Genomic DNA, 20,375 nt, shown 5'->3' on the forward strand with positions numbered 1-20,375 from the left:
CGAAAGTAGGTTATTGCCGGATATTTTTAAAACTCCTTGCTCTTCTGAGTAAGGAGTTTTTTTATGCGCTATTTCTGATTCCAGTCTGCTCGAGATCAAACAGATCTCGCCTCTTGCTTACAACTGTTCCATGGCGCCTGTGTATCCATTCTAACAAGCAGTTTCGTTCCTCGATTCTCTGATAACGCATAGATTTCACATAAAATGCCTGAGAAACCTGGCCCCATGATTGATAGTTCCAGCAGACGAAGGTAGAATTCGTAAAGATAGTAAGCTTTAGAAAGAAAAGAGTGCTTGGTTTTCTTTCGATCTCTCTGACCAATCAATTTCCTCTCGGAAATCTCTGATTTCTCCCACTGTTTCCAGGTATTCAGCTTTGATCTGAACTGGAATCTGCCCGGGCTCCTGCAACCAATCGGATTTCCAGCACATAATAATTCAGCTGATTTTCTCGGCTGAATTCGTCCGTTGATTGTGTTTTCTCGTTTTATTCAGGAGTCTTTTGTGTTGTATTCTTCTTCTCGTAAGCGTGGTTTTACTCTAATCGAATTACTGGTCGTCATTGCCATCATCGCGATTTTAATCGCGCTGCTTCTGCCCGCTGTTCAACAGGCGCGCGAAGCGGCCCGTCGCAGTACCTGCAAAAATAATCTGAAGCAACTGGGACTGGCATTTCATAATTATCATGATACGCATCGGGTGTTTCCTCCCGCAGCCATCAATCCTGGTAGTGCCGCATGTACCTCCCTTTATACTCCCGATAACATTTTGAATCATACCTGTTATCAGATGCTGCTTCCGTTTCTGGATCAGGCGCCTCTCTATAATCTTTATAACTGGTCGATTCCCAGTGGGTCAGCAAAACACTCCAGCTGTGGGCATACCACTCCTCCCACGACAGCCAGTCAGTTGAAACTGTTGGACGCCAATCTTCCCGTATTTCTCTGTCCTTCAGATAGTGGAACACCGATCGGCACTGTAACGAGTGGCACTTATTATTCAGATGGTGCTCATCGAACAAGTTATGGTGTCGCTGCGAATCAGTACGATTCTGATAAAACGGCTTCCTTCCAGGGAGATACCTATTCCAAAAAAGCGACCCTCGGTCTCAACGGCTCTGCAAAAATTTCCGCGATTAAAGACGGTACCAGCAATACCGTGATGCTGATTGAGACTCCGTTACTGAAAACGACCAACGGGTCTGATACCTATGTCGGCTTTGGTCCGTTTTGGGATACGTTTACTCATACACATTTTATTCGACCGACAGGTCAGGGAATCAACCGACCCCGCGACGCCACATATAGTCAGCGTGTGTATGGCTGGGGAGCGGGAAGTTTTCATGTCGGCGGCGTTCATGTTCTGATGGGCGATGGAGCCGTCCGGTTCCTGAGTGAAAACGCAGATATGACAGCGGTCGTCCAGGCACTGATTTCCGTGCGGGGTGGCGAGGTCATTCCCGAATTCTAAAACAGAAAACAGTCAATCAGGCTCTTCTCCCGCTGTTACAGAAATCAACTGTTGCAGCGGGATATTTCAAATCACAAACTACGCAGCACCACTGGTCAAAGTGAGTCCCGATTGCCGCCGGATTCAGACTTTGGTCAGTTTAATATGACAGAAAGAAAGCAGGCTATGATCGCGAATGCGCGTTCTCAAATGAGAAATATATGGTACATGATCACTCTACTGGGAATTTCCGGCTGTTTCGGTGGTGGGGAATCATTGCCGGAACTGGCGAATGTGACCGGTACGGTCACTCTGGATGGCAGCCCATTAACGGGGGCGAATGTTCTGTTTCAACCACAGCAGGGGAAAACGGCTTTTGCGATGACCGATGAAAACGGTAAGTTTGAGCTGATGTATAATCAGGATACGGCAGGAGCAGTCCCCGGAAATTATACGGTCAAAGTTTCCAAAGAGAAAAATCCTGAGGAACCTGGCAATAATCTGGTTCCTCCCAACTACAATGAAAACACGACGTTGAAGGCTGATGTCAAATCCGGAGAGGAAAATGACTTCCAGTTTGACTTAACCGGCAAGTAAGTTTCAACAAACATCTACCGACATCAGCAAACCTTACCCATCCAGGGTAAGGTTTTTTTACGGATTCCGATTTTGAAAAATCTGAGATTTGTGAGTCTCTGTGGTGCGGTGGATCTAAAGCAGAAGAGTTGCCTGATTGGGGAAAAGTCACAAGATAAGATGAATTGATGCCTGACCACTATAACCAGCAAACTGAGCTGCAAAAAGAAGTGAAAGCGGGTGAGAAGACGATTCATCTTGACTTGAAGGCATCCTGATCCGATCAGTTTGATAGAGGATCGCATCAACACTTTCCCATTTCTGCGATTTGCTCTCACATCATAAAAGCTTTCCCCTGCCTGGGTGGGGCGTTAGGATAGAAATCATTGGTGCCTGTTTGCGGACACCGAAATTCCTTTCTACTTGAGTTGATTTAGGTTGTCGATATGACCTCCCCAAAAGCGAAGACACCAGACAAGATACTGAAGCTGGTCTTGGTCTTCGTATTCATGATGTTCATTTATTTTCCGTTTTCCGCCTGGTGGAATCAGCGGCAGGCCCATGTTCTGGAAGAGAAGGTGAACCAGTCTTTAAAAGCAGAAGACTGGCCGGCCGCGGAGCAAGCTGCCAGAAAATGGACCGAACGGGAACCTGAAAATTCGAACGCCTGGCTCGATCTTTCAGAAGCATTACGCCAGCAGAATAAATTTGCGGAGACCGCAGACGCGTTAGGGCAGATCAGTGATAAAGACCCACGCGTTTTAAAATCACTGGCTTTACGTTTGGATTTGCTACTGTCCGAGTTGAATGATCCTATCCGGGCAATCGAAACTTGCCAGCGCATCTTAAAAATTGATCCCCGGGCCGATCTGGCGCGGCAACGCCTGATTTATATTAATGCCATGATATTACGTCGGCTGGAGATGGTAAAACAAATCAGGCAGGCAATGAAATTTGAGTGTGAACCACCAGAGGCTTATGTTTATTTGTTGCTTGCCGATTCACTGAATTTCACGAATGGGGCTCCGCTGGTCAATGAATGGCTAAAAAACGATCCTGGTAATGAAGACCTGGAAGTGGCACTGGCAATCTATATTGCCGGCAGCAGCAGCCAGCAGTCTCTCCCTCTCTCAAATGGGAAGATGATTTCAGGGGGTGACAAAACCTTAATCAACGATCGTTTAAAAAAATACCCTCATAATCCGGAAGTGCTCGCTTACTTTCTGGAAAAATCACTCGATGAAGCGGATCTTGAACGGGTCTCTCAGTTGCTTGAGCAAGTGCCCGAGGAGGCTGAAGCAGATAACCGTTTCTGGCGTTTTCGAGGGCGTTACCTGGCTTTAAAAAATCAATTGAAGCTGGCGGGAGAATCCTATCAGGAAGCGCTCAATCGAAATCCTTATGATTGGAGATCACAGCTTGGACTGGCGGAAATTATGAGACGGTCTGGTAAAGCCGTCGAGGCGGAAGAATGGGCTCAACTCGGGGCAAAGGGGAAAGCGTTTTCGCGGCAATTGATGGAGTTGGAAAATCCTCAACAGATTAATGCAGACTTATTAGCACAGATCGCCGCTTATGCACAAGAATGTGGCGATCCAGAGGTTCACGCAGCAATTCAGAAACGACTGTAATACCGATTCCTGCTTCAGGCTGTTTGAGGTATCCTACTAGGCAGACGCTCCCATGTGCCTATCTGTTCTTAAAATAAGATTCATTAAAAAATACGCAATTATTCATTCAACCCGGAAAATGGTTGACATTTTGTAAATGCCATTACTAGAATTGATTGGTTGTATGCATGTAGTGTGTGTATATCAAAAGGATTATGTTCATTGTTTTTTTGATTCTTCATCTTTGCAGACACTGAATCATTTCTACGTTTTTGCTTGTTGAAGATTCCACAAATAATCAAGTCAATTGTGTTTCACAAATTCCACCATTTCTTTAAACATGAAATATTAAGTTTTTTTAATGTGTAGATTTTCCTATGAGTGGATAAGGTTTGAAACCATCACTCAGTGATGGGAATAGAGTCACGTTTTGTGGAACATATTTCTTATCAACTTTGAATTGAATTCTCATCTCATGATGATGTGAGAAAGGGCCCAACAAATGAATCATTTCTTTCTTCGATCGTGCCTCCCCTTGTGTTTCCTGATTAGTTTTTGTTTGGTGGTTTCCGGCTGTGGTGGAGGCGTGGATGATGCTCCGACCTTACAGCCTGTGAAGGGGACGATCAAAAAAGACGGAAAAGGAATCAAAGATGTCCGCGTTTCCTTTGTCCCTGCTGAAGATGGGATTCCCGCGATTGGTGTTTCAGGTGAAGACGGCACTTACGAATTGAGTAATCCCAAAGGGGGAAAGGGAGCTCAGGTTGGTACCTATAAAGTTGTTTTATCTGTGACTCCCAGCGAAGAGAGTTATGCCAGTGGTGGTGATCCCAATAAAGCAAAACTGCCATTTCCGAAATCATATACTTCGAAGACGACGACTCCCAAGAGTGCCACCGTAAAAGAGGGTGAAAACGTCGTCGATATTGAGTTTTAACAGCATAAATTTCCCGATATCAATTGATGTATTAAGATGCCGCTTTTCTCTTTCATAAGAAGGTGTCAATTGAGCTTAAAGGAGGCATTTTAGGAGTAATACTTTTCTTTTTTACTTTTTCAGGAGCGCCATTCAATGAAAAATTTATCCATGAAGCTACGAATGCGATCTCGCGCATTCACTCTGATTGAGCTGCTGGTGGTGATTGCCATCATTGCCATTCTAATTGCTTTGCTCTTACCTGCGGTACAACAGGCACGCGAAGCAGCCCGTCGATCTACCTGTAAAAACAGTTTGAAACAGTTGGGTGTGGCGATTCATAACTATCATGATACTCATGGTATTTTTCCCCATAATTATGATGCCTCGCGCAGTCCAGGCCAGGTAGGCTGTTCGGTTTCCTGGATTTCCATGACGCTGCCATTTATGGACCAGGCGCCTCTGTATAATAAAATGAATTTTGATGACATCACCAATACTTCGGGATCTACTTCGTCTTTCCCAGGTATGGACAGCGTTTCGAATGATTCCGCTCGAACAACCACGATTCCGATTCTCCTGTGTCCCAGTAACCCACAGCCCAAGCTGACCTCTTCTGCCATGCACTATGACTTTTCTGGTAGCGGTGGGAATTCACGGGCACTGCAGGCTGCCAGAACCGATTATGTTGGCAGCATGGGCTACATCTGGACTGGTTGGAAGGACTGTAGTGATACCGGGTCCAATGGTGCACCCTGGGTCGATGCCGGCAGAGACATTACTCATAATGATCTCAGTCGTGTCGGGGGGATTTTCTGGTACCGGGGTTCGGCCCGAATTCGCGACATTGTCGATGGGGCTTCAAATACCATTGCCATTTATGAAAACCATCACTGGAATTTCAGTAAGAAATTTCCATCTGAAGTCAATAAATGTGCTGCCTGGATCAGTCCTTTGGGAGCCATTGATACTCATACCTCTTCAATCAATGCCGATCCTGAAGAAATCGCAGGTGGCAATGGTGCCGACGATACCCGCTGCACCAACTGGAGCAGTTCTCATGTTGGGGGAGCTCACGGTTTATTGACTGACGGATCTGTCCGTTTTGTCAGTGAGAACCTGGACTTGGGAATCAATAAAGCATTGGTGACAAAAGCAGGTGGTGAGACCTTAGGTGAGTTCTAAATCGCCGAGGACTGTTTTTGTCTCAATTGATTCAATCCTCCCCATCAACCCTGATGGGGAGGATTTTTTTCCGTTGCATTTCAATGAAATAGAACGGAATCGTCTCCTTTTCAGAGAGCCTGAAAATTCATAATGAGCCCGAGCGTCTATCACACGGGGCGATTTCTTTTCTCGGTGTTTTTGATTCTTCTGTTCGCTGCCTGCGATCAGATTCAAAACAACCCGCCACCGAAAAAAACAACGCCGACAGAGAATCGGAATTCCCCCGAGAGTCAATCAACATTTTTTCGGGAACTCTCTTTGGATGTCATTGATGAGCCAACAGTTGTTTCTGCCGACATGCAAGTACCGCAGTTTCGTGATGTTCACACCCAGGCAGGAATTGAATTTGTCTATGACAGTGGTGCCAAAGGGGACCAACTTATGGTGGAAGCAATTGGAGGGGGCGCTGGTTGGCTTGATTATGATCGTGATTCCCTGATCGACGTCTATTGTGTTCAGGGAGGAGATCCCGTTTCCAATTCACCGGATCAGGGACAGAACCTGTTGTTTCGTAATCAGGGCAATGGTTCCTTTTCTGAACTGCCACAAGTGACCGGCGTCAGGAATTCGGGCTATGGCCAGGGTGTCACCATCGCCGATTTTAATAACGATGGATTTGATGATATTTATGTCACCAATGTGGGCCAAAATGCTCTCTATCAGAATATGGGTGATGGTACCTTCGAAGATGTTTCCGAGGGATCGGGAACTGCAACCACACAGCTTTGGAGCTCCAGCGCCGCCTGGGGAGATTTGAATCGGGATGGTAACCTCGATCTGTATGTCTGTAATTATGTCAAGTACGATGTAAGACATCCCAAAGATTGTTCGGACAGTAAAGGTATCAAGCGGACCTGTCATCCGAATGAAATGGAAGCCGAGTTCAATGAAGTTTATTTCAGCCTGGGTAACGGCCAGTTCACACTTGCCGGGGATGAGTTGGGACTACGGGCAGCCGACGGGAAATCCTTAGGAGTTGTGATTTCTGATCTGGATCGAGACCAGTATCCCGATATTTATGTGGCGAACGATGTCACGCCTAATTTCCTGTTTCTGAATCATGAAGGTCAGTCCTTTCGTAATGCGGCGATTGAAAAAGGCTGCGCGATGAGCGGTGACGGCAATAACCAGGCCAGCATGGGGATTGCCCACGGTGATTATGATCGCAATGGATTTCTTGATCTCTATGTGACTCATTTTACGGATGATTCCAATACACTCTACGCGAACCTGGGCGAAGCCGGGTTTTATGATGCGACAAAAACCACGGGGTTGCACCGTCCGACGATCTCATTCCTTGCCTTTGGGACGGTCATGGGGGACTTCAATCACGATCGGCACATGAATTTATTTGTGGCGAATGGGCATATTGATCAACTGCAGGATCAGGGGTACGACTGGAAGATGACACCACTTTTATTCTCTTATCAAGGGGATCAATGGGTGGAATGCAGTGCTCAGGCAGGCCCCTATTTCAGTCAAAAATTGATTGGTCGCGGCGTCGCAGCGGGCGATTATGATAATGATGGTGATCAGGATCTGTTCGTTGTGAACCAGAACGATCCGGCTGCATTACTGCAAAATGATTCTGAAGGCAATCACTGGTTAAAAGTGATGCTGACGGGAACCACCAGTAATCGGACCGCCATTGGTACCAAGGTGGAAGTCAGGCAGAACGACGAATTGTTTTTTCAGGAAGTTGTGGGAGGCAGCAGTTACGGTTCCAGCGGTCAATACGCACTCTTTTTTGGTTTTGGCCAGATTGATTCAGACTGTCAGGTCAAAATTATCTGGCCCAGTGGTGAAATACAGGTGCTGGAGCAGGTTCCCGTTGATCAGACTCTGAAGTTGATTGAACCGGCGGCATCAGAGTTAACGTTGGGGAAGAAACTGCTGTAGTTTCTGCTGGTGTTGTTGACTGAGTTCTGTCTCTCCTCGTTGCCCGTAAACCTGGGCCAGCCAGCCATGCAATTGCCAGATGGAAGGATTGATCTTGAGCCCGCGATTCGCGTATTCGATGCCTTGATCAAACTGATTTGTTAATCCAGACATATGCACCAGACGTCCGTAAATCTGGCCGCGCCAGGGATTGAGTTCGATAAAGCGTTTTGCGTATTCAATTCCCGCTTTGTAATCACCTGTGTCATGACAAATCGCTGTCAGTTTCAGTAAGGCGGCTTCTGAGTTCGGATTCAATTTCAGGGCGCGCTCCAATATCGCTTTCGCCTTCGCTTTCTCGCCAAGCAGATTATAAGCCAGGCCAATCTGCGTGATTAATTCTTCGTCTGTACTGTCTTGCTGTAATAAAGGCAGCAGAAGTTGCAGTGCCTGTTGTGCATAATGCAAGTCATTTCTGGTTTCGGCCAGGGAGACATAAAAGAAGCCTCGTGCACGCGGGAGGTCATAAGCGGCATTCTCATCCTCGGGTTTTCGGAAGACGGTAAAACGTTCCGTTGGAGCAGATGTTTGAGGCGACTGACTTTTATTACGAATGATGCGATGGTCTGTCAAAGAAGTGTGTGGGACTGAAAAAGCAGAACGCTTGGGCATATGGCAGGAAATACAAGACTCGTTTGCCTGTTCTGGTGAATCTGCGGGCCGCGTGCATTCGTTTGTCGTCTGGCCATGACATTGGAGGCAGCGTTTTTCAAAGTACTGCACGCGATCTGTTTCGGCGGGGAATTGATGAGGATCGTGGCATGAGATACACCCCATCTGGCCGGCGCTCTTTTGATAGCATTGACTCTGATGCATTTGTTCGACTTGACTGACGGCCTGGGTATCGCCAGTGGCTGTGATGCGATCTCCTTCCTGGAACACAATCCACAGGTCTTCAATCAGATTTCCGGGACGAAAATCAAATTCACCACGACCGTAGCGGAGAATGCGGCCTTCACCAGTCAGATGGCATTGATAACAGACCGCATCACGGGCGGCCGGGGGTAAATCGACCGGATTCACAATCGGGTCCGGCCCCTGTTGTTTTTCACTGGCTAAATGCCATTGAATATGCTGTTCGCCGGGACCATGACAGCGCTCACAGCCAATGGCAACTTCCTTGAACGGCATGGAGTCAAACTGGTCTTTGACTCCCTCGGTTTTGGAGACGGAACCAATATGGCACTGGATGCAGCCGTCAATCAGTCGTCTTTCGAATTGCTTGTGTTGTCCCGGCTGATATCCGGGTGAGAGATCCCAGCGTTGCTTGCCGGTGTACCAGGAGATCGGCGACATGAACAAGAGGCCGGCGTGGTTGATGACATAGGATCGCCCTCGTTTTCCAGAACCGATGGCAAAGTCGATCGGCTTGGCTTTGTCGTAGATCAATTTATCTTGCGGCGTCATGCGCTGTTCATGGTGGTAGACTTTTCCGTCCTTTTTCTCGACCTCATATTGGTGCGTCGCAGGAGACCGGAAACTCGTTTTGTGTTCGTAATCTTCAAAGACCAAGTCTCCAAGGACAGGCTGAGACGAAAACGACATTGGGTGCGATTGATAGGTTGTGCAAATCTCCGCATGGCATTCCTGGCAGGCCTGGCTTCCCACAAATCCTTTCGTCGAGGAGGCAGGCGGGATCTTGTGAACGAGGGTTATTTTTTCTTCCGGTTGGCTTTTCGAGGGCGGAGTAGAATCGGCATTTTTTTCTTTGGGATCAGTCCGTAAATACAGACCGGCGGTCACCAGTGTGACGGAGAAAAATAGAACGATAATAATAGACCATTGAGAACGCGTCATGGTTGTGGATTCATTGTCTTCTGTCGGAATTCAGTCTGAGAGGATTTTGAAATAGTGTCGTGCCAACACCTTCACAGTTTTCTTCGGATCTTGTAAAAACCGGTCAGGGACTTCCATCCCAGCAGCAGAATGAAGATCCAGAGCAGGTAGTTTAATGTGCCTGGCAGGAAATACGTTTCGACGGGGAGCCAGGCATAAACGATGAATCTGGGACGAACGAGCCAGCTGTAGGGGATTGCCAGCGTACTGCGGATCATGGCAAATGTTACCACGAGTGTGTAGAAAAACAGATACAGGCTTCCCGCGATAATGGTTGCTTCCCCATAGTGAATCAGCGTGATTGTCGTAAACGTTACGACAAGTTGGTCTGAGATTGTATCGGTAAAGGAACCGCGATTGCCGGCGATTTTCTGAAAACGGGCCAGGGGACCATCAATGCCATCCAGTAAGACATGCAGCAGTAGCAGGCAAAACGCCAGTGGTTTTGCCTGATCCCAGGTCATTCCATAAGAAAAGCAAAAGCCGATTCCGCAAAGCAGAGACAGACCGGTGAGATGATTGGCAGTAATGCCCCATTTCACAAATCGTTTTAGCAACGGCAGAAGCAGCAGATGGCGGCGTGACTGCGAGGCATCCATCATCGCCTGTTCGCCACTGGCATAAACAGAGACCTTGCTTTTGGTTGTATTGGGAAGAGAGCACATATTTTTCAATCCCTTGTGTTCAAAACCAAAATGACCCGCTGATCTTAAGAGTCTTCGTTGCTTTGAAACAGTTTGTCTAATACGCCAGACGCTTTCACTTCTTCAAACTTTCTGCGAAATACTTTTTCCTGTTCGGGATCGAGTTGAGGGGGGTGGCCGTGTTCTTTGATGTATTGTCCCATCGATTCCAAGGTCGCTTTCTCGAAGTAATGATCGCTCATCGCCAGAGAAACGATCAACTCATCATCGGTTCGGGGTTTTGCCTGGCATTCATCGCAGGCGAGGAATGAGCCGAATTTTAAGTGGCCACATTGAAAGCAGACTGCCGTTGTCATTACAAATCCTTTGGTTCTCGCAATTTCTTATTTTTAAACGATCTCTCACTCAAAGTATATCAAAGTTTGGGGGGAAAATGCCCGGAGATTTCTTAGGTTTCCTTTTTATATGTCTGGGTTTTGATATTATGGAGAAGTCCTCTTTTCTTCATTGCAGAAAAGAGTCGTAAAACTATGAATAATTGAATGAACTGATCCAATAATTTAAGAACTGACTGCAAGATGCATGTATTAGACTATGGTGTTATTCTCGCCTATCTTCTGGTTTCGATTGGACTCGGCATCTATTTCGGTCGCAATCAATCGCGGAAGGAATTTTTTGCCGCCGGTAATTCCATGGGCTGGTTGCCTGTGGGATTGAGTGTGATGGCGACGCTGTTTTCTGCCAACAGCTTTGTCATGTATCCTTCGATCGCTTATGGCAGTGGCTTGCGAATCAGTCTGTTTTTGATCGCCGTTTCTCTGATGGCGCCACTGGTACTGTGGGTGTTCATTCCCGTTTATGCACGGTTGAATTGCCAGACCGCGTATGAGTATCTGGAACGCCGTTATCATGTTTCGGTTCGTTCTTTAGCCAGTGGTTTATTTATCTTCTTGCGGATTGGCTGGATGGCTTCGGCCACGTATGCGGCGTCGATTGTGCTGGCAAACGTGATGCAGGTTTCGCAGTTATGGGTGATTATTGTGCTGGGCATTGTTTCCATTTTCTACACAATGCTCGGTGGTCTGCGGGCAGTGATGTGGACCGACGTGATTCAGTTCTTTATCTTCAGCCTTACGATTATTCTGACGCTCGGTTTGATTCTTGCCCAAACCGATAACGGAGTGTCGGGGGTCATTTCGACTTATTTTGAAGGTCGGAGTAATCTGCTAGTGGATTTTACTCCTTCGCTGACGCTGGAATATGGTAGTTGGGCGGTTTTGATCGGGCTGTTTCTGGAAGCGCTGTCTGCCTTTGGTGCGGATCAAGTCGCCGTGCAGCGCTATATTGCGGCGCGTTCCGAGAGGACATCGCAAGTCGGTTTCATGATCAATGTGATCGGGATGTGGACTGTGGTGCCTGGTTTGTTGGCCATTGGAGTCGGCCTCTATTCTCATTATCATCAATTTCCGGAACAGATGGTGTCGGTATTGGCGACAGAGCTCAATGGAGAGCTGCCAGACTGGAGAGCCGACGCAGCCGGTGCGGGGAAGGGGATGACGGTCCCCCAGTTTTATGAATCGTATCCGGAGTATGTGGCCGAAGACATTCAGGCATTGAAGCTTCAGGACCAGGCGTTGCCGCAATATGTGCGCCTGCATTTCCCGCCGGGAGTGGTGGGATTGTTTCTGGTTGCGTTAATGGCGGCGGTGATGTCGAGTATCGATTCGGGAATTCATTCGGTGACCACCGCGCTGATGGTTGATTTTCGGGATCGACATTTTCTGCACTTAAAACCGGATAATAATAAAATGGAGGTTTTTCAGGACCGGGCACTGGTGGTCTTGATCGGTGTGCTTTCCATAGTGCTGGCCTGCAACGTGGGTGAGATGGGGGATGTGTTTGCCATCGGGAAAAAAGTGACCGCTGGTTTTGGCGGCCCCTTACTGGCCGTGTTTATCCTGGCTCTGTTTTTCAAAAACTCAACGACAGCGGGGGTTCTGGTGGGGACATTCTCAGGAGCCGTCATTACGATCACGCTGATGTATATTTCCTCTGACTGGTTTTCCGTCTGGTTCTGGCCCATTGGTTTTGGTCTGACAATGGTGATTGGCGTCATCGTCAGTCTGTTGACCGTTTCTCATCGACCGGATTCGGCTGAAACGCCTTTAACGTATTGGAATGTGGTACGAAGTCAACACAAAAATGATCCTGATTTAAGCGAGTAATTCTCCCATGAAATATGCTGAAATGACCGCGGTGGAACTGAAGAATGTATCGCGTGATGAAACGCTGGTTGTCCTGCCGATTGCTGCTGTGGAACAGCATGGCCCGCATATGCCGACGGCAACCGATGATATTATCTGTACTGCAGTCGCCGAACAGGTCGAGCAGAACCTCAAGGAATCGGTTTTATTACTGCCGACTCTCTGGCTGGGGGCGAGTCAGCATCATCTTCGCTGGGGCGCCACGTTGACCTCCCGTGTGGAAAACTATGAAACATTATTGTGCGAAATTTGCGAATCGATACTGAATGACGGGTTTCGCCGAGTCATGATTTTAAACGGTCATGGCGGAAATATCGGTCCGATGCAGATTGCGTTGCGGCGCCTGCAGGTAGATTATCAAAACTGTCAATTAATGGCGGCCTCCTATTGGTCGATTGCAGAAGCGGAGATCGCGTCACTGATGGAGGGGGAGTGCAAAACCGTCGGCCATGCCTGTGAGGCGGAAACGTCGTTGGTGATGTACCTCCGACCGGAATTGGTGCGCGAATCAAAAATTGAAAATTTTGAAGACTATGCCCCGGATGTGGTAGATGGCGTTTATCTCTGTCATGACATGTATCAAAGAACTACTGCCGGTGCGACAGGCCGTCCTGATCTGGCGAGTGCAGAGAAAGGCGAAAAAATGTTCTCACATATTGTGGAACGCGTGTCTCACGTGTTGGCACACTTATCGGAGAGAACATTTTTTGAATAGCGGCTCTATTTACGGACGTCAGAAATCGTCCGAATTAAGCGAGATAAGGGTGTAAAAACCGGGTTAAATCTCGTGCTTCCAGGGATTGCTGTACTTCTGCAGGTGTGGGAGCGGTTTTCAGATAATGGGCGGCGACTTCATCGGTAAAATCGCTGTTTCGTGTGTATTTGAGTTCCAGTGCTTTGTCTTGAGTGATGGGAGCAAAATCGAAAATCGTTCCTGATTTTAAATGGCTCAGCAATCCTTCATGCGCCACCTTGACGGCTTGCATCCCTAGTAGAAATGGTGCAATTTCCTGTGGTTTTGGCAAGGCATGGAACAGCATCGGGCCGGAGTCTAAGCCTTTTGACAATAGATGAATGGTCGCTCCGACGTAATCGGGGTTCCCCTCCTGGACCGCCCAGAAATTGCAACTGCTTCCGCGATAATAAGGTGAAACTCCCATGTGAATGTTCAACGCTCTCTGGCTCACTAAAAAGTCGCAGAGCTCTCCCTTGATAAAACTACTGCCGAATATGATGTAGTAATCACTTTCCAGAGCAGGCTTGAGTGTCTCCAGCTCCAGGCGATTCAAATCGCCCAGCTTCATCGAAAGAGATTTCACATTCAGAGGAGAAAAGCGGGGCCGCCCGAAGATTGTTTTTTCTGCGTCCAGAACATGGCTGAAATATTCCTGCATCACATCAGATCGCCTGAAGAAATCTGCTACTTGCCCGGGGAAAATGGTATTGCATTCCTGGATGGCATAGACTTCCTCTGCAATCGAAGCCAGCGACTCAATCAGAGAGAGATGGCGGGGTTGATTACTGGTGAAAACAGTGATCTTCATGCTGCGATTCTCTCCATAATATTCGCGTGGTCTTCTCTTGGGAATTCCAGACTGGTAAGCGGGTGCTCTTTCATATTCGAACGGAAACCAAGTTGAATCTCCAAATCATTCAGGATTTGAATGGTATCGTCGTTATAGGAGTTACAGGGGTGTGACATCGACACCGGCGCGGCGCAGAGTAGTTTTGTCAACGTGTCGTAATTTGTCTGGTATTCACTCCGTTGATCCTCGGCAGCTAATGACGCCAGGGCGGTAGGGTGAGTATGCGAGTGCAGTCCGATAAGATGATCTTTAGAATGCAGTTCAACCACATGCTGGTCTTTCATCCACAAGTCATTTGTGAAATCCTGCAGATCTATCTTGTGGTCCTGAATCATCAGATCCAGGATTTCATTATAGGCTTTGACTCCAAGTGCCATGTCTCTTACGAACCGGAATCGTTTATCTTCCTCAGTATAGAAGGGGAACTGGCTGAGGTATTGATCGGCGAAAAATATTTTTAGCGAACGTTCAACGGTTTCATTATATTGCGATGAGGCAACCATTCGAAAAAAACTTTGATAGAAATGGTCAATATTGTCGAAGCAGACTGTTCTGAATTTTCGGTAGATTTCAAGGTTTTCGGTGCCACCTGTGATGACCGATGAATAGACAAACCAGAATGCGGTTAAGTCAAAGGCTTCCAGAACAGGTAATGCGACTTCGTACTGACAGAGGAGAGCATCGTCAAAAGTCAGGCAGACTTCGTTTTTGGCGAGGCTTCCCTTAGATGCCTTCTCGAACCATTCTTTCGCTGGTAAAATGTGATGCTCACGTTGATAGTGCTCTATGATCTGCGCGAGCTCATTGTATGATATAGCGCCTTGCCCTTTCATGTGTCTCTCATTATAGAAGTGATGAAACATGATGCCATGCGGGCGTTCGTATGATGTTCTCAAGGGATCCCTTTTAGAATAACTGCTGATTGTTTGAAATTTGAAAATATTTGCTGTCTTAAATTGAATCGATCTCAGGATCCACTCATATTACGCGGCCTCTTTTAGATTCATTTTTTCGCAAGCCTGCAGCACAACATTTGTGATTCGTATGTGGGACTGGCTATCACAATTCCAGGCTTTCCGAACTTCGTCCGCACGTCGTTTTTGGGCCTCGCTTGTTTCTTTTTTCAAATTGGATAGTGCCTTGATTCCTTCCGCGATGCTGATCGAAAACGTGCCCCAATTAAATAAATGCAATGGGATGCCGTGTGTCGGATAGTCATGGTTAGAATGAAACAGAGCAACCTGTTTCCCCAGTAACGCTGCCTCGACGGAGACGGTTGACTTATGAGTGATTAAGGCGTCACAGGATGCCAGAGACATTGAAAGCGGCGTGTTTTTGTCTAAAAAAGCGACATTTCCCAGACGGTTGATGACTCTTTCTGCGATCTGGCTGTCACTATTCGGGTGTGGTCTGACCGCTACTTTTAAAGAATGATTTTCCTGAAGTACATGCTCAAGGCTACTGACAATCATTTCTTCATGCTGGTCCCAGTTGGGTTTCATAGCATACAATGCCAACAGATCTGTCGGTTCAACATGATTATGAATTCTCCAGGCTGATGCCCGACTTTCTGTTAGCGGGATTTCATTGACCCAGTCAAAATTCGGATTTCCAGTGACGATCAGGTTTTCCGGATTCAGTCCTCGATCTACAAGAATTGATACTGCCTGTTTAAAAGGGACGCATACAAAGTCTGCAGGAATGTCGTTATGTGGTTGCAGTCCAAACAGGTCAAGTACCCCGACCGAAGGAATTCCGCGTTCTGCTGCGATACGAATTGATGCCAGTTCAGCTCTGGGGGAGTTGGTTGTTAAAACCACATCTGGATTAATTATGTCAAAGATACGTCGGATCGGATTCAGAGGCAAAAACGCTTGTCTTCCTTTTTGACGAAAAGCCTGTTCTGCTCCTGCGACTCCAAGTTGATCCTCCAGGTCTGCATAAGACAGGCCCAGGTAGGCAATCGATTCCTCAGGGGAATTCACCTTATTGTCCTGATGCATTTCTGCCGCTAAACGCTTCCCATGCTCAATCGCTCTTGTCTCTTCAAGTTGAATGATGTCCTGAAATCCCATGGGTGAGAAGCCGGCTTTTCTCAATGGATTGGCAGCAGTGGTCAGCCCCAAAACATGAATCTCATGTCCCAGTTCTTTTAAGTGTTTTAGAACGGGAATCAACATGAGGACATGACCACCCCCATAGCAGACAGCCAGAATACGCTGTTGTTTTGTGTGTGAGCTTGTCATATGCAATTCTAGCAAAGCAAAAAAGTTGATTTCTGAAGGCTTGCCGGTTGAAAATCGGTTCAAATTAACGGAGAAATCCCAGATTCTGTCAAGACGAAATATTCGGAGCCGGGGTTTGGGTTGAATAGAATCACTTCTCAACGGGAAATCGGGCAAGGATTGCTCATGGTGTGTTTGAATGTATAGACTTCAGGGCTTTGTCCATTTGAGAATCCCCCAACTTTATTTGTTCATAAGTGATGAATTGGTCTTCCTTAAGTACCCCGGAATATTGAAAATGCTTGCCTTCAATTATTGAATGATTCGATGCAGAAAGTGATCGGAAACAGAAACGACTCCTTCAGAAGGTGAGAGGGGGGGGGCAGGACGGTACCACAATCCTGATTTTTGTATTGTTTGTATCTGTAGATGGTCGTTCTCCGCTTTAAGCTAGCGAAAGGATTCGTAATGTGTGGAATTATTGGGGGCTATGATCGCAATCAACGCCCCTTTGGAACGGCGTTAGCAGAGCAAGCTTGCAAGAGAATGGCTCATCGCGGACCCGATGACCGGGGATTCTACGAAACAGGTGGGATGCTGGTGGGAAATCAGCGTCTGTCCATTCTGGATCTGGCTGGTGGCCATCAACCCATGTTTTCTGATGATCAACAGGTGGTCGTTGTTCAGAACGGGGAAATCTATAATTTCAGAGAATTGGCAAAAGGGCTCGGTTGCCGCACCAGTTGTGACACTGAGGTCATTCTAAGACTGTATCAGCGTGACGGGGAAGATTTTGTCAAGCAACTCAACGGGATGTTTGCTATCGCAATTATCGATCGTCGCAAGCAATCGCTCTTGCTTTACCGTGATCGAGTGGGGCAAAAACCACTCTATCTGCATGATGATGGTAGACGGCTGTTGTTTGCTTCCGAGGTCAAATCCCTGTTTGCGATGGGAGTGAAAGCGGAGATGAATTGGGAAGGCTTCGATGCCTATCTCACGTACAATTTCGTTCCCCCTCCGATGACGCTTTACAAGAATATTACCCATTTAATGCCCGGGCACATGCTGAAAATCAGCTCTCAGGGCACAGAGGTTCGACGCTGGTGGAATCTGGCGGAAAAGCCTGTTGAATGTCGGTCTGAAGCGTCCTGGTGTGACGAAATTATTGAGACTTTAAGGGCCGCTGTGAAGATTCGTTTACGTGCGGATGTGCCGTTAGGAGCTTTCCTTTCGGGAGGCATTGACAGTTCGTCTGTGGTGTCTCTGATGAGTCAGGAGTTACCGCATCCGGTACAGACTTTTTGTATCGGATTTGATGACCCCCGGTTTGATGAATCCCGGTATGCACAGGAAGTCGCAGATCAGTTTGGTACTCGTCACACATGTGAAGTACTGAATCCCAATTTGACAGAGACCTGGCCCCTCACGATTTATCACAACGATCAGCCACACGGTGATGTCTCTTTCATGCCAACGCATCGTGTCAGTCATCTGGCCAGGCAATCGGTCAAAGTGGTTTTGACTGGTGATGGTGGGGATGAACTATTTGCAGGCTATGACGTTCATCGAAACTTTTTTGCGAATCAGGATTTAACATTACCCCGTGAGCAAATTGAAGCTGACTATATTCGTGCCATCAGTTTGCTGCAGCCTGCCGAAAAGCAGGCGCTGTATTCAGAGGAATCCCGAATTCAGCTGGGGGGCTTTGATGCTTCTTCTTTTGCGATGTCGCAGTTGAAAGAGTTTCGACATCTTGATCCGATCAGCCAGGCTCTGGCTCTGGATACCAAGTTGTTGTTGCCTGGGAATAATCTGGTGAAACCCGACAAAATGGCAATGGCTGTTTCGCTGGAACCGCGTGCTCCTTACCTCGATTATCGGATGATCGATCTGGCGTTTCGGATTCCAGGTTCGCTGAAATTACGTGACGGCGTTACTAAAGCCATTTTGAAAAAGGCCTGCGAGCAAGTTTTGCCTGCCAGTATTATCTATCGGAAAAAGCAGATGTTTACTGTTCCGATCGGGGAATGGTTCAAGCGAGAACTTTCTCCATTCGTCAACGAAGTGTTACTTTCAGAACGATCTCTGGAACGCGGGATTTTCAGCCCGGAAAGGGTTGGCCAGATGATTCAGGAACATCAGTCAAATCGGGTAAATCATACACGTGCCATACGGGCATTGCTGGCGTTTGAGTTGTGGCAGCGAACATTTATTGATCAGACTTTTGATCATACTCCGAGCTATGCGGAATTGGGCATCAAGAGTTCTGTCAATTTTGGAATGGTTGGCCGAAACGCCGCTTAAAGAATTATTTCGAACCTCCCCTGTTTTTTGCAAAGTGAATATTATGGACGATCAACAATTGTCACAGAAATCGGGCTCTGCGCAAGGTGCGACACAGGGACAACCTCACTTTGATCCACAGTTGCTTGCACCTGTTTCGGGTTCAACAGACGCGACTGAAAATAGAGAATATTTTCTGAAGCGGCCTGTTGACCTTCTGCTGAGTGGTTTTGCGCTCATCGTCTTTTCTCCAGTATTTCTGCTGATCGCCTTCCTGATCAAAGTCACCTCGCCTGGTCCGGTGTTTTTCCGACAGAATCGCCTGGGAGTGAACGAAGCACCATTTGAGATCTTGAAATTCCGATCCATGCGCTCTGAACCTGAACAGGCAGGACCTCAGTTTACCAGTGCGAATGATTCCAGAATCACCGGCATTGGGAAGCTGATCCGTAAAACAAGTCTCGATGAGTTGCCCCAATTGATCAATATATTTCGAGGCGAAATGAGTTTGATTGGTCCTCGTCCTTATATCGGCTTTGAGTTAGAGGAGACTTCACAAATCGATCGTCAGAAACGGGCCAGTGTTCGTCCCGGCGTCTCAGGCCTGGCTCAGGTCTCAGGAAGAAGTCAGTTGACTCAAGCTGCCGTTATTGAATTCGACCTTGAGTATGTGGGACACTGCAGCCTGAGACTCGACTGGCAGATCCTTCTGCAGACGATCAAAAAAGTGGTTTCCTGCGAAGGAACCAATTAAATTTATTTAGAACCAATGCTATGTGTTGAAGTAAGGTAGCGTTCAAAAAAAAGTTTTCCAATAATACTGAGCCGGTTCGACAGGAAAGCAGTCATTAAGATAGCTGGGATAAATGCCATCATCAGGATGGAGAACGCAAACAAGGATAAGAGAATCATCAGCGCCATGCAGTAGGCAGTAAAGAACAGTAGTGGATCGCGTGTGAGGCTGTTTCTGTAGAAATATACAAAACAGGCTAACAAGGCTGTGAATCCGAAACACAGGACTTTAAAGACCAGGTGATCATCAAGCCCATTCAGCATTCCATGTTGGGTCATCAAAAGAAATCCATCAAACCCACCGCCAAAAAAGGCCAGATTCTTATTGATTAAAAACAGAATGATAGGCGTATACAGCAGAAAAAATATAAACATGGAAATAATGACTGGGTAATGAATTCTGATTTTTTGCCTAAAGTCATACAACAGGTAGATGCAAATCGAAGAAAAAGAGATTGCATAAAAAGAGATGGCAACGCCACTGCTGCTCGAGGAAAACAAGATTGCCAGAGAGATCAGGCATGCTGGCAGGGCCTGTTTTTCAATGGTTGCTTCTTTATCTTTTACAAGAAGAAACAGGCCATAGAACATTAATGAATAGGCACAAAGGCCATAGATCAATCGACCATTCATGAACAGCGTAAGCACGGCAAAGAACAGGAACACAAAGAAATTGACTTTCCAGATATTCGTTAATTTTCGATGTAAGGTTATGCAGCGGGAAAGTGAATGTGAAATCATCACACACATCGCAAGCACTGCCAAAGATAAAATAATGTCAGGAGATACTTGTAGTAATTCGGCAACCAAATAGATTGGATACACGAGTGTGTATCTCAATCCATGCGGATGCAAGTAAATCGACTTCAGGTTGATCGAAAACCCCGCCTCGTACAGTGTCTGAACTTGAGGCCACATCTGAAAGGTCTTTAAATTCAATAGAATTACCATCAGATAGGTAACCAGGGCGCCCCAAAAAAGTGATTTGTATACATTACCGACGAACATCTGAGCCATCAATTGCCC

Annotated in this window: 17 protein-coding genes and 1 rRNA gene (1 of these 18 only partly in view); 11 read left to right on the plus strand and 7 right to left on the minus strand. The window is 47.0% G+C overall.

What is annotated here, in order from left to right; translation table 11 throughout:
* From rrf to Pan241w_RS08960, 7 genes are all read left to right on the plus strand, one after another.
* A 5S ribosomal RNA gene (rrf, locus tag Pan241w_RS08930) occupies positions 1-22 on the plus strand (it extends 88 nt beyond the left edge of the window).
* A gap of 482 nt (positions 23-504) precedes the next feature.
* On the plus strand, positions 505-1,470 hold the full coding sequence (locus Pan241w_RS08935; RefSeq protein WP_232107393.1) for a DUF1559 domain-containing protein: 966 nt from the start codon (positions 505-507) through the stop codon (positions 1,468-1,470).
* Between the two features lie 207 nt (positions 1,471-1,677).
* On the plus strand, positions 1,678-2,046 hold the full coding sequence (locus tag Pan241w_RS08940) for a carboxypeptidase-like regulatory domain-containing protein (RefSeq protein ID WP_145213999.1): 369 nt from the start codon (positions 1,678-1,680) through the stop codon (positions 2,044-2,046).
* Positions 2,047-2,471: 425 nt separating this feature from the next.
* On the plus strand, positions 2,472-3,656 hold the full coding sequence (locus Pan241w_RS08945; protein ID WP_145214002.1) for a tetratricopeptide repeat protein: 1,185 nt from the start codon (positions 2,472-2,474) through the stop codon (positions 3,654-3,656).
* Between the two features lie 481 nt (positions 3,657-4,137).
* The gene (locus Pan241w_RS08950; RefSeq protein WP_145214005.1) at positions 4,138-4,572 is read left to right on the plus strand and encodes a hypothetical protein; all 435 of its coding nucleotides are present in this window, start codon (positions 4,138-4,140) and stop codon (positions 4,570-4,572) included.
* A gap of 135 nt (positions 4,573-4,707) precedes the next feature.
* A complete protein-coding gene (locus Pan241w_RS08955; protein ID WP_145214008.1) occupies positions 4,708-5,736 on the plus strand; it encodes a DUF1559 domain-containing protein in 1,029 nt (342 codons plus the stop codon).
* A gap of 132 nt (positions 5,737-5,868) precedes the next feature.
* The gene (locus tag Pan241w_RS08960; RefSeq protein ID WP_145214011.1) at positions 5,869-7,677 is read left to right on the plus strand and encodes a CRTAC1 family protein; all 1,809 of its coding nucleotides are present in this window, start codon (positions 5,869-5,871) and stop codon (positions 7,675-7,677) included.
* On the opposite strand, the gene Pan241w_RS08965 is transcribed toward Pan241w_RS08960, so the two are convergent.
* The 3 genes from Pan241w_RS08965 to Pan241w_RS08975 all read right to left on the minus strand — a co-directional run bounded on the left by Pan241w_RS08965 (position 7,651) and on the right by Pan241w_RS08975 (position 10,552).
* On the minus strand, positions 7,651-9,513 hold the full coding sequence (locus Pan241w_RS08965) for a tetratricopeptide repeat protein (RefSeq protein ID WP_145214014.1): 1,863 nt from the start codon (positions 9,511-9,513) through the stop codon (positions 7,651-7,653). The two genes, Pan241w_RS08960 and Pan241w_RS08965, sit on opposite strands and share 27 nt — an antisense overlap.
* Positions 9,514-9,584: 71 nt before the next feature.
* On the minus strand, positions 9,585-10,217 hold the full coding sequence (locus Pan241w_RS08970; protein WP_145214017.1) for a CDP-alcohol phosphatidyltransferase family protein: 633 nt from the start codon (positions 10,215-10,217) through the stop codon (positions 9,585-9,587).
* 44 nt (positions 10,218-10,261) lie between these two features.
* Complete coding sequence (locus Pan241w_RS08975; RefSeq protein ID WP_145214020.1) at positions 10,262-10,552, minus strand: hypothetical protein; 291 nt, start codon at positions 10,550-10,552, stop codon at positions 10,262-10,264.
* 222 nt (positions 10,553-10,774) lie between these two features.
* Here Pan241w_RS08975 and Pan241w_RS08980 point away from each other — a divergent pair, with 222 nt between their 5' ends.
* Positions 10,775-12,421, plus strand: a complete 1,647-nt coding sequence (locus Pan241w_RS08980; RefSeq protein WP_145214023.1) for a sodium:solute symporter family transporter — start codon at positions 10,775-10,777, stop codon at positions 12,419-12,421.
* A 7-nt stretch (positions 12,422-12,428) separates the two neighbouring features.
* The gene (locus tag Pan241w_RS08985; RefSeq protein WP_145214026.1) at positions 12,429-13,175 is read left to right on the plus strand and encodes a creatininase family protein; all 747 of its coding nucleotides are present in this window, start codon (positions 12,429-12,431) and stop codon (positions 13,173-13,175) included.
* Positions 13,176-13,209: 34 nt separating this feature from the next.
* Here Pan241w_RS08985 and Pan241w_RS08990 read toward each other — a convergent pair whose 3' ends face one another.
* The 3 genes from Pan241w_RS08990 to Pan241w_RS09000 all read right to left on the minus strand — a co-directional run bounded on the left by Pan241w_RS08990 (position 13,210) and on the right by Pan241w_RS09000 (position 16,292).
* The gene (locus Pan241w_RS08990) at positions 13,210-14,004 is read right to left on the minus strand and encodes a formyltransferase family protein (protein ID WP_145214029.1); all 795 of its coding nucleotides are present in this window, start codon (positions 14,002-14,004) and stop codon (positions 13,210-13,212) included.
* Positions 14,001-14,879: a polysaccharide deacetylase family protein gene (locus Pan241w_RS08995; RefSeq protein WP_198000421.1), complete on the minus strand. Its 879-nt coding sequence runs from the start codon at positions 14,877-14,879 to the stop codon at positions 14,001-14,003. The genes Pan241w_RS08990 and Pan241w_RS08995 overlap by 4 nt, the downstream gene beginning before the upstream one ends.
* A 150-nt stretch (positions 14,880-15,029) precedes the next feature.
* Positions 15,030-16,292, minus strand: a complete 1,263-nt coding sequence (locus tag Pan241w_RS09000; protein WP_145214036.1) for a UDP-N-acetylglucosamine 2-epimerase — start codon at positions 16,290-16,292, stop codon at positions 15,030-15,032.
* A 447-nt stretch (positions 16,293-16,739) separates the two neighbouring features.
* Between Pan241w_RS09000 and asnB the strand changes: the two genes are divergently transcribed.
* Both asnB and Pan241w_RS09010 read left to right on the plus strand, forming a co-directional pair.
* Positions 16,740-18,578 carry an asparagine synthase (glutamine-hydrolyzing) gene (asnB, locus tag Pan241w_RS09005; protein WP_145214039.1) on the plus strand — a complete coding sequence of 613 codons (1,839 nt, stop codon included), beginning with the start codon at positions 16,740-16,742 and terminating at the stop codon, positions 18,576-18,578.
* 43 nt (positions 18,579-18,621) lie between these two features.
* Complete coding sequence (locus tag Pan241w_RS09010; protein WP_198000422.1) at positions 18,622-19,311, plus strand: sugar transferase; 690 nt, start codon at positions 18,622-18,624, stop codon at positions 19,309-19,311.
* Positions 19,312-19,313: 2 nt separating this feature from the next.
* Here Pan241w_RS09010 and Pan241w_RS09015 read toward each other — a convergent pair whose 3' ends face one another.
* On the minus strand, positions 19,314-20,267 hold the full coding sequence (locus Pan241w_RS09015) for a hypothetical protein (protein ID WP_145214045.1): 954 nt from the start codon (positions 20,265-20,267) through the stop codon (positions 19,314-19,316).
* Between the last annotated feature and the right edge of the window lie 108 nt (positions 20,268-20,375).

It is taken from the genome of Gimesia alba (genome assembly GCF_007744675.1).
Taxonomy (GTDB): Bacteria; Planctomycetota; Planctomycetia; order Planctomycetales; family Planctomycetaceae; genus Gimesia; species Gimesia alba.

Coding starts and splice junctions, on each gene's coding strand:
- Pan241w_RS08995 (WP_198000421.1), bottom strand. CDS start 14,879: ATGAAAGGGCAAGGCGCTATATCATACAATGAGCTCGCGCAGATCATA.
- Pan241w_RS08960 (WP_145214011.1), top strand. CDS start 5,869: ATGAGCCCGAGCGTCTATCACACGGGGCGATTTCTTTTCTCGGTGTTT.
- Pan241w_RS08940 (WP_145213999.1), top strand. CDS start 1,678: ATGATCACTCTACTGGGAATTTCCGGCTGTTTCGGTGGTGGGGAATCA.
- Pan241w_RS09015 (WP_145214045.1), bottom strand. CDS start 20,267: ATGTGGCCTCAAGTTCAGACACTGTACGAGGCGGGGTTTTCGATCAAC.
- Pan241w_RS08985 (WP_145214026.1), top strand. CDS start 12,429: ATGAAATATGCTGAAATGACCGCGGTGGAACTGAAGAATGTATCGCGT.
- Pan241w_RS08975 (WP_145214020.1), bottom strand. CDS start 10,552: ATGACAACGGCAGTCTGCTTTCAATGTGGCCACTTAAAATTCGGCTCA.
- Pan241w_RS08945 (WP_145214002.1), top strand. CDS start 2,472: ATGACCTCCCCAAAAGCGAAGACACCAGACAAGATACTGAAGCTGGTC.
- Pan241w_RS08980 (WP_145214023.1), top strand. CDS start 10,775: ATGCATGTATTAGACTATGGTGTTATTCTCGCCTATCTTCTGGTTTCG.
- Pan241w_RS08990 (WP_145214029.1), bottom strand. CDS start 14,004: ATGAAGATCACTGTTTTCACCAGTAATCAACCCCGCCATCTCTCTCTG.
- Pan241w_RS08955 (WP_145214008.1), top strand. CDS start 4,708: ATGAAAAATTTATCCATGAAGCTACGAATGCGATCTCGCGCATTCACT.
- Pan241w_RS08970 (WP_145214017.1), bottom strand. CDS start 10,217: ATGTGCTCTCTTCCCAATACAACCAAAAGCAAGGTCTCTGTTTATGCC.
- Pan241w_RS09000 (WP_145214036.1), bottom strand. CDS start 16,292: ATGACAAGCTCACACACAAAACAACAGCGTATTCTGGCTGTCTGCTAT.
- Pan241w_RS08965 (WP_145214014.1), bottom strand. CDS start 9,513: ATGACGCGTTCTCAATGGTCTATTATTATCGTTCTATTTTTCTCCGTC.
- Pan241w_RS08950 (WP_145214005.1), top strand. CDS start 4,138: ATGAATCATTTCTTTCTTCGATCGTGCCTCCCCTTGTGTTTCCTGATT.
- Pan241w_RS09010 (WP_198000422.1), top strand. CDS start 18,622: ATGGACGATCAACAATTGTCACAGAAATCGGGCTCTGCGCAAGGTGCG.
- asnB (WP_145214039.1), top strand. CDS start 16,740: ATGTGTGGAATTATTGGGGGCTATGATCGCAATCAACGCCCCTTTGGA.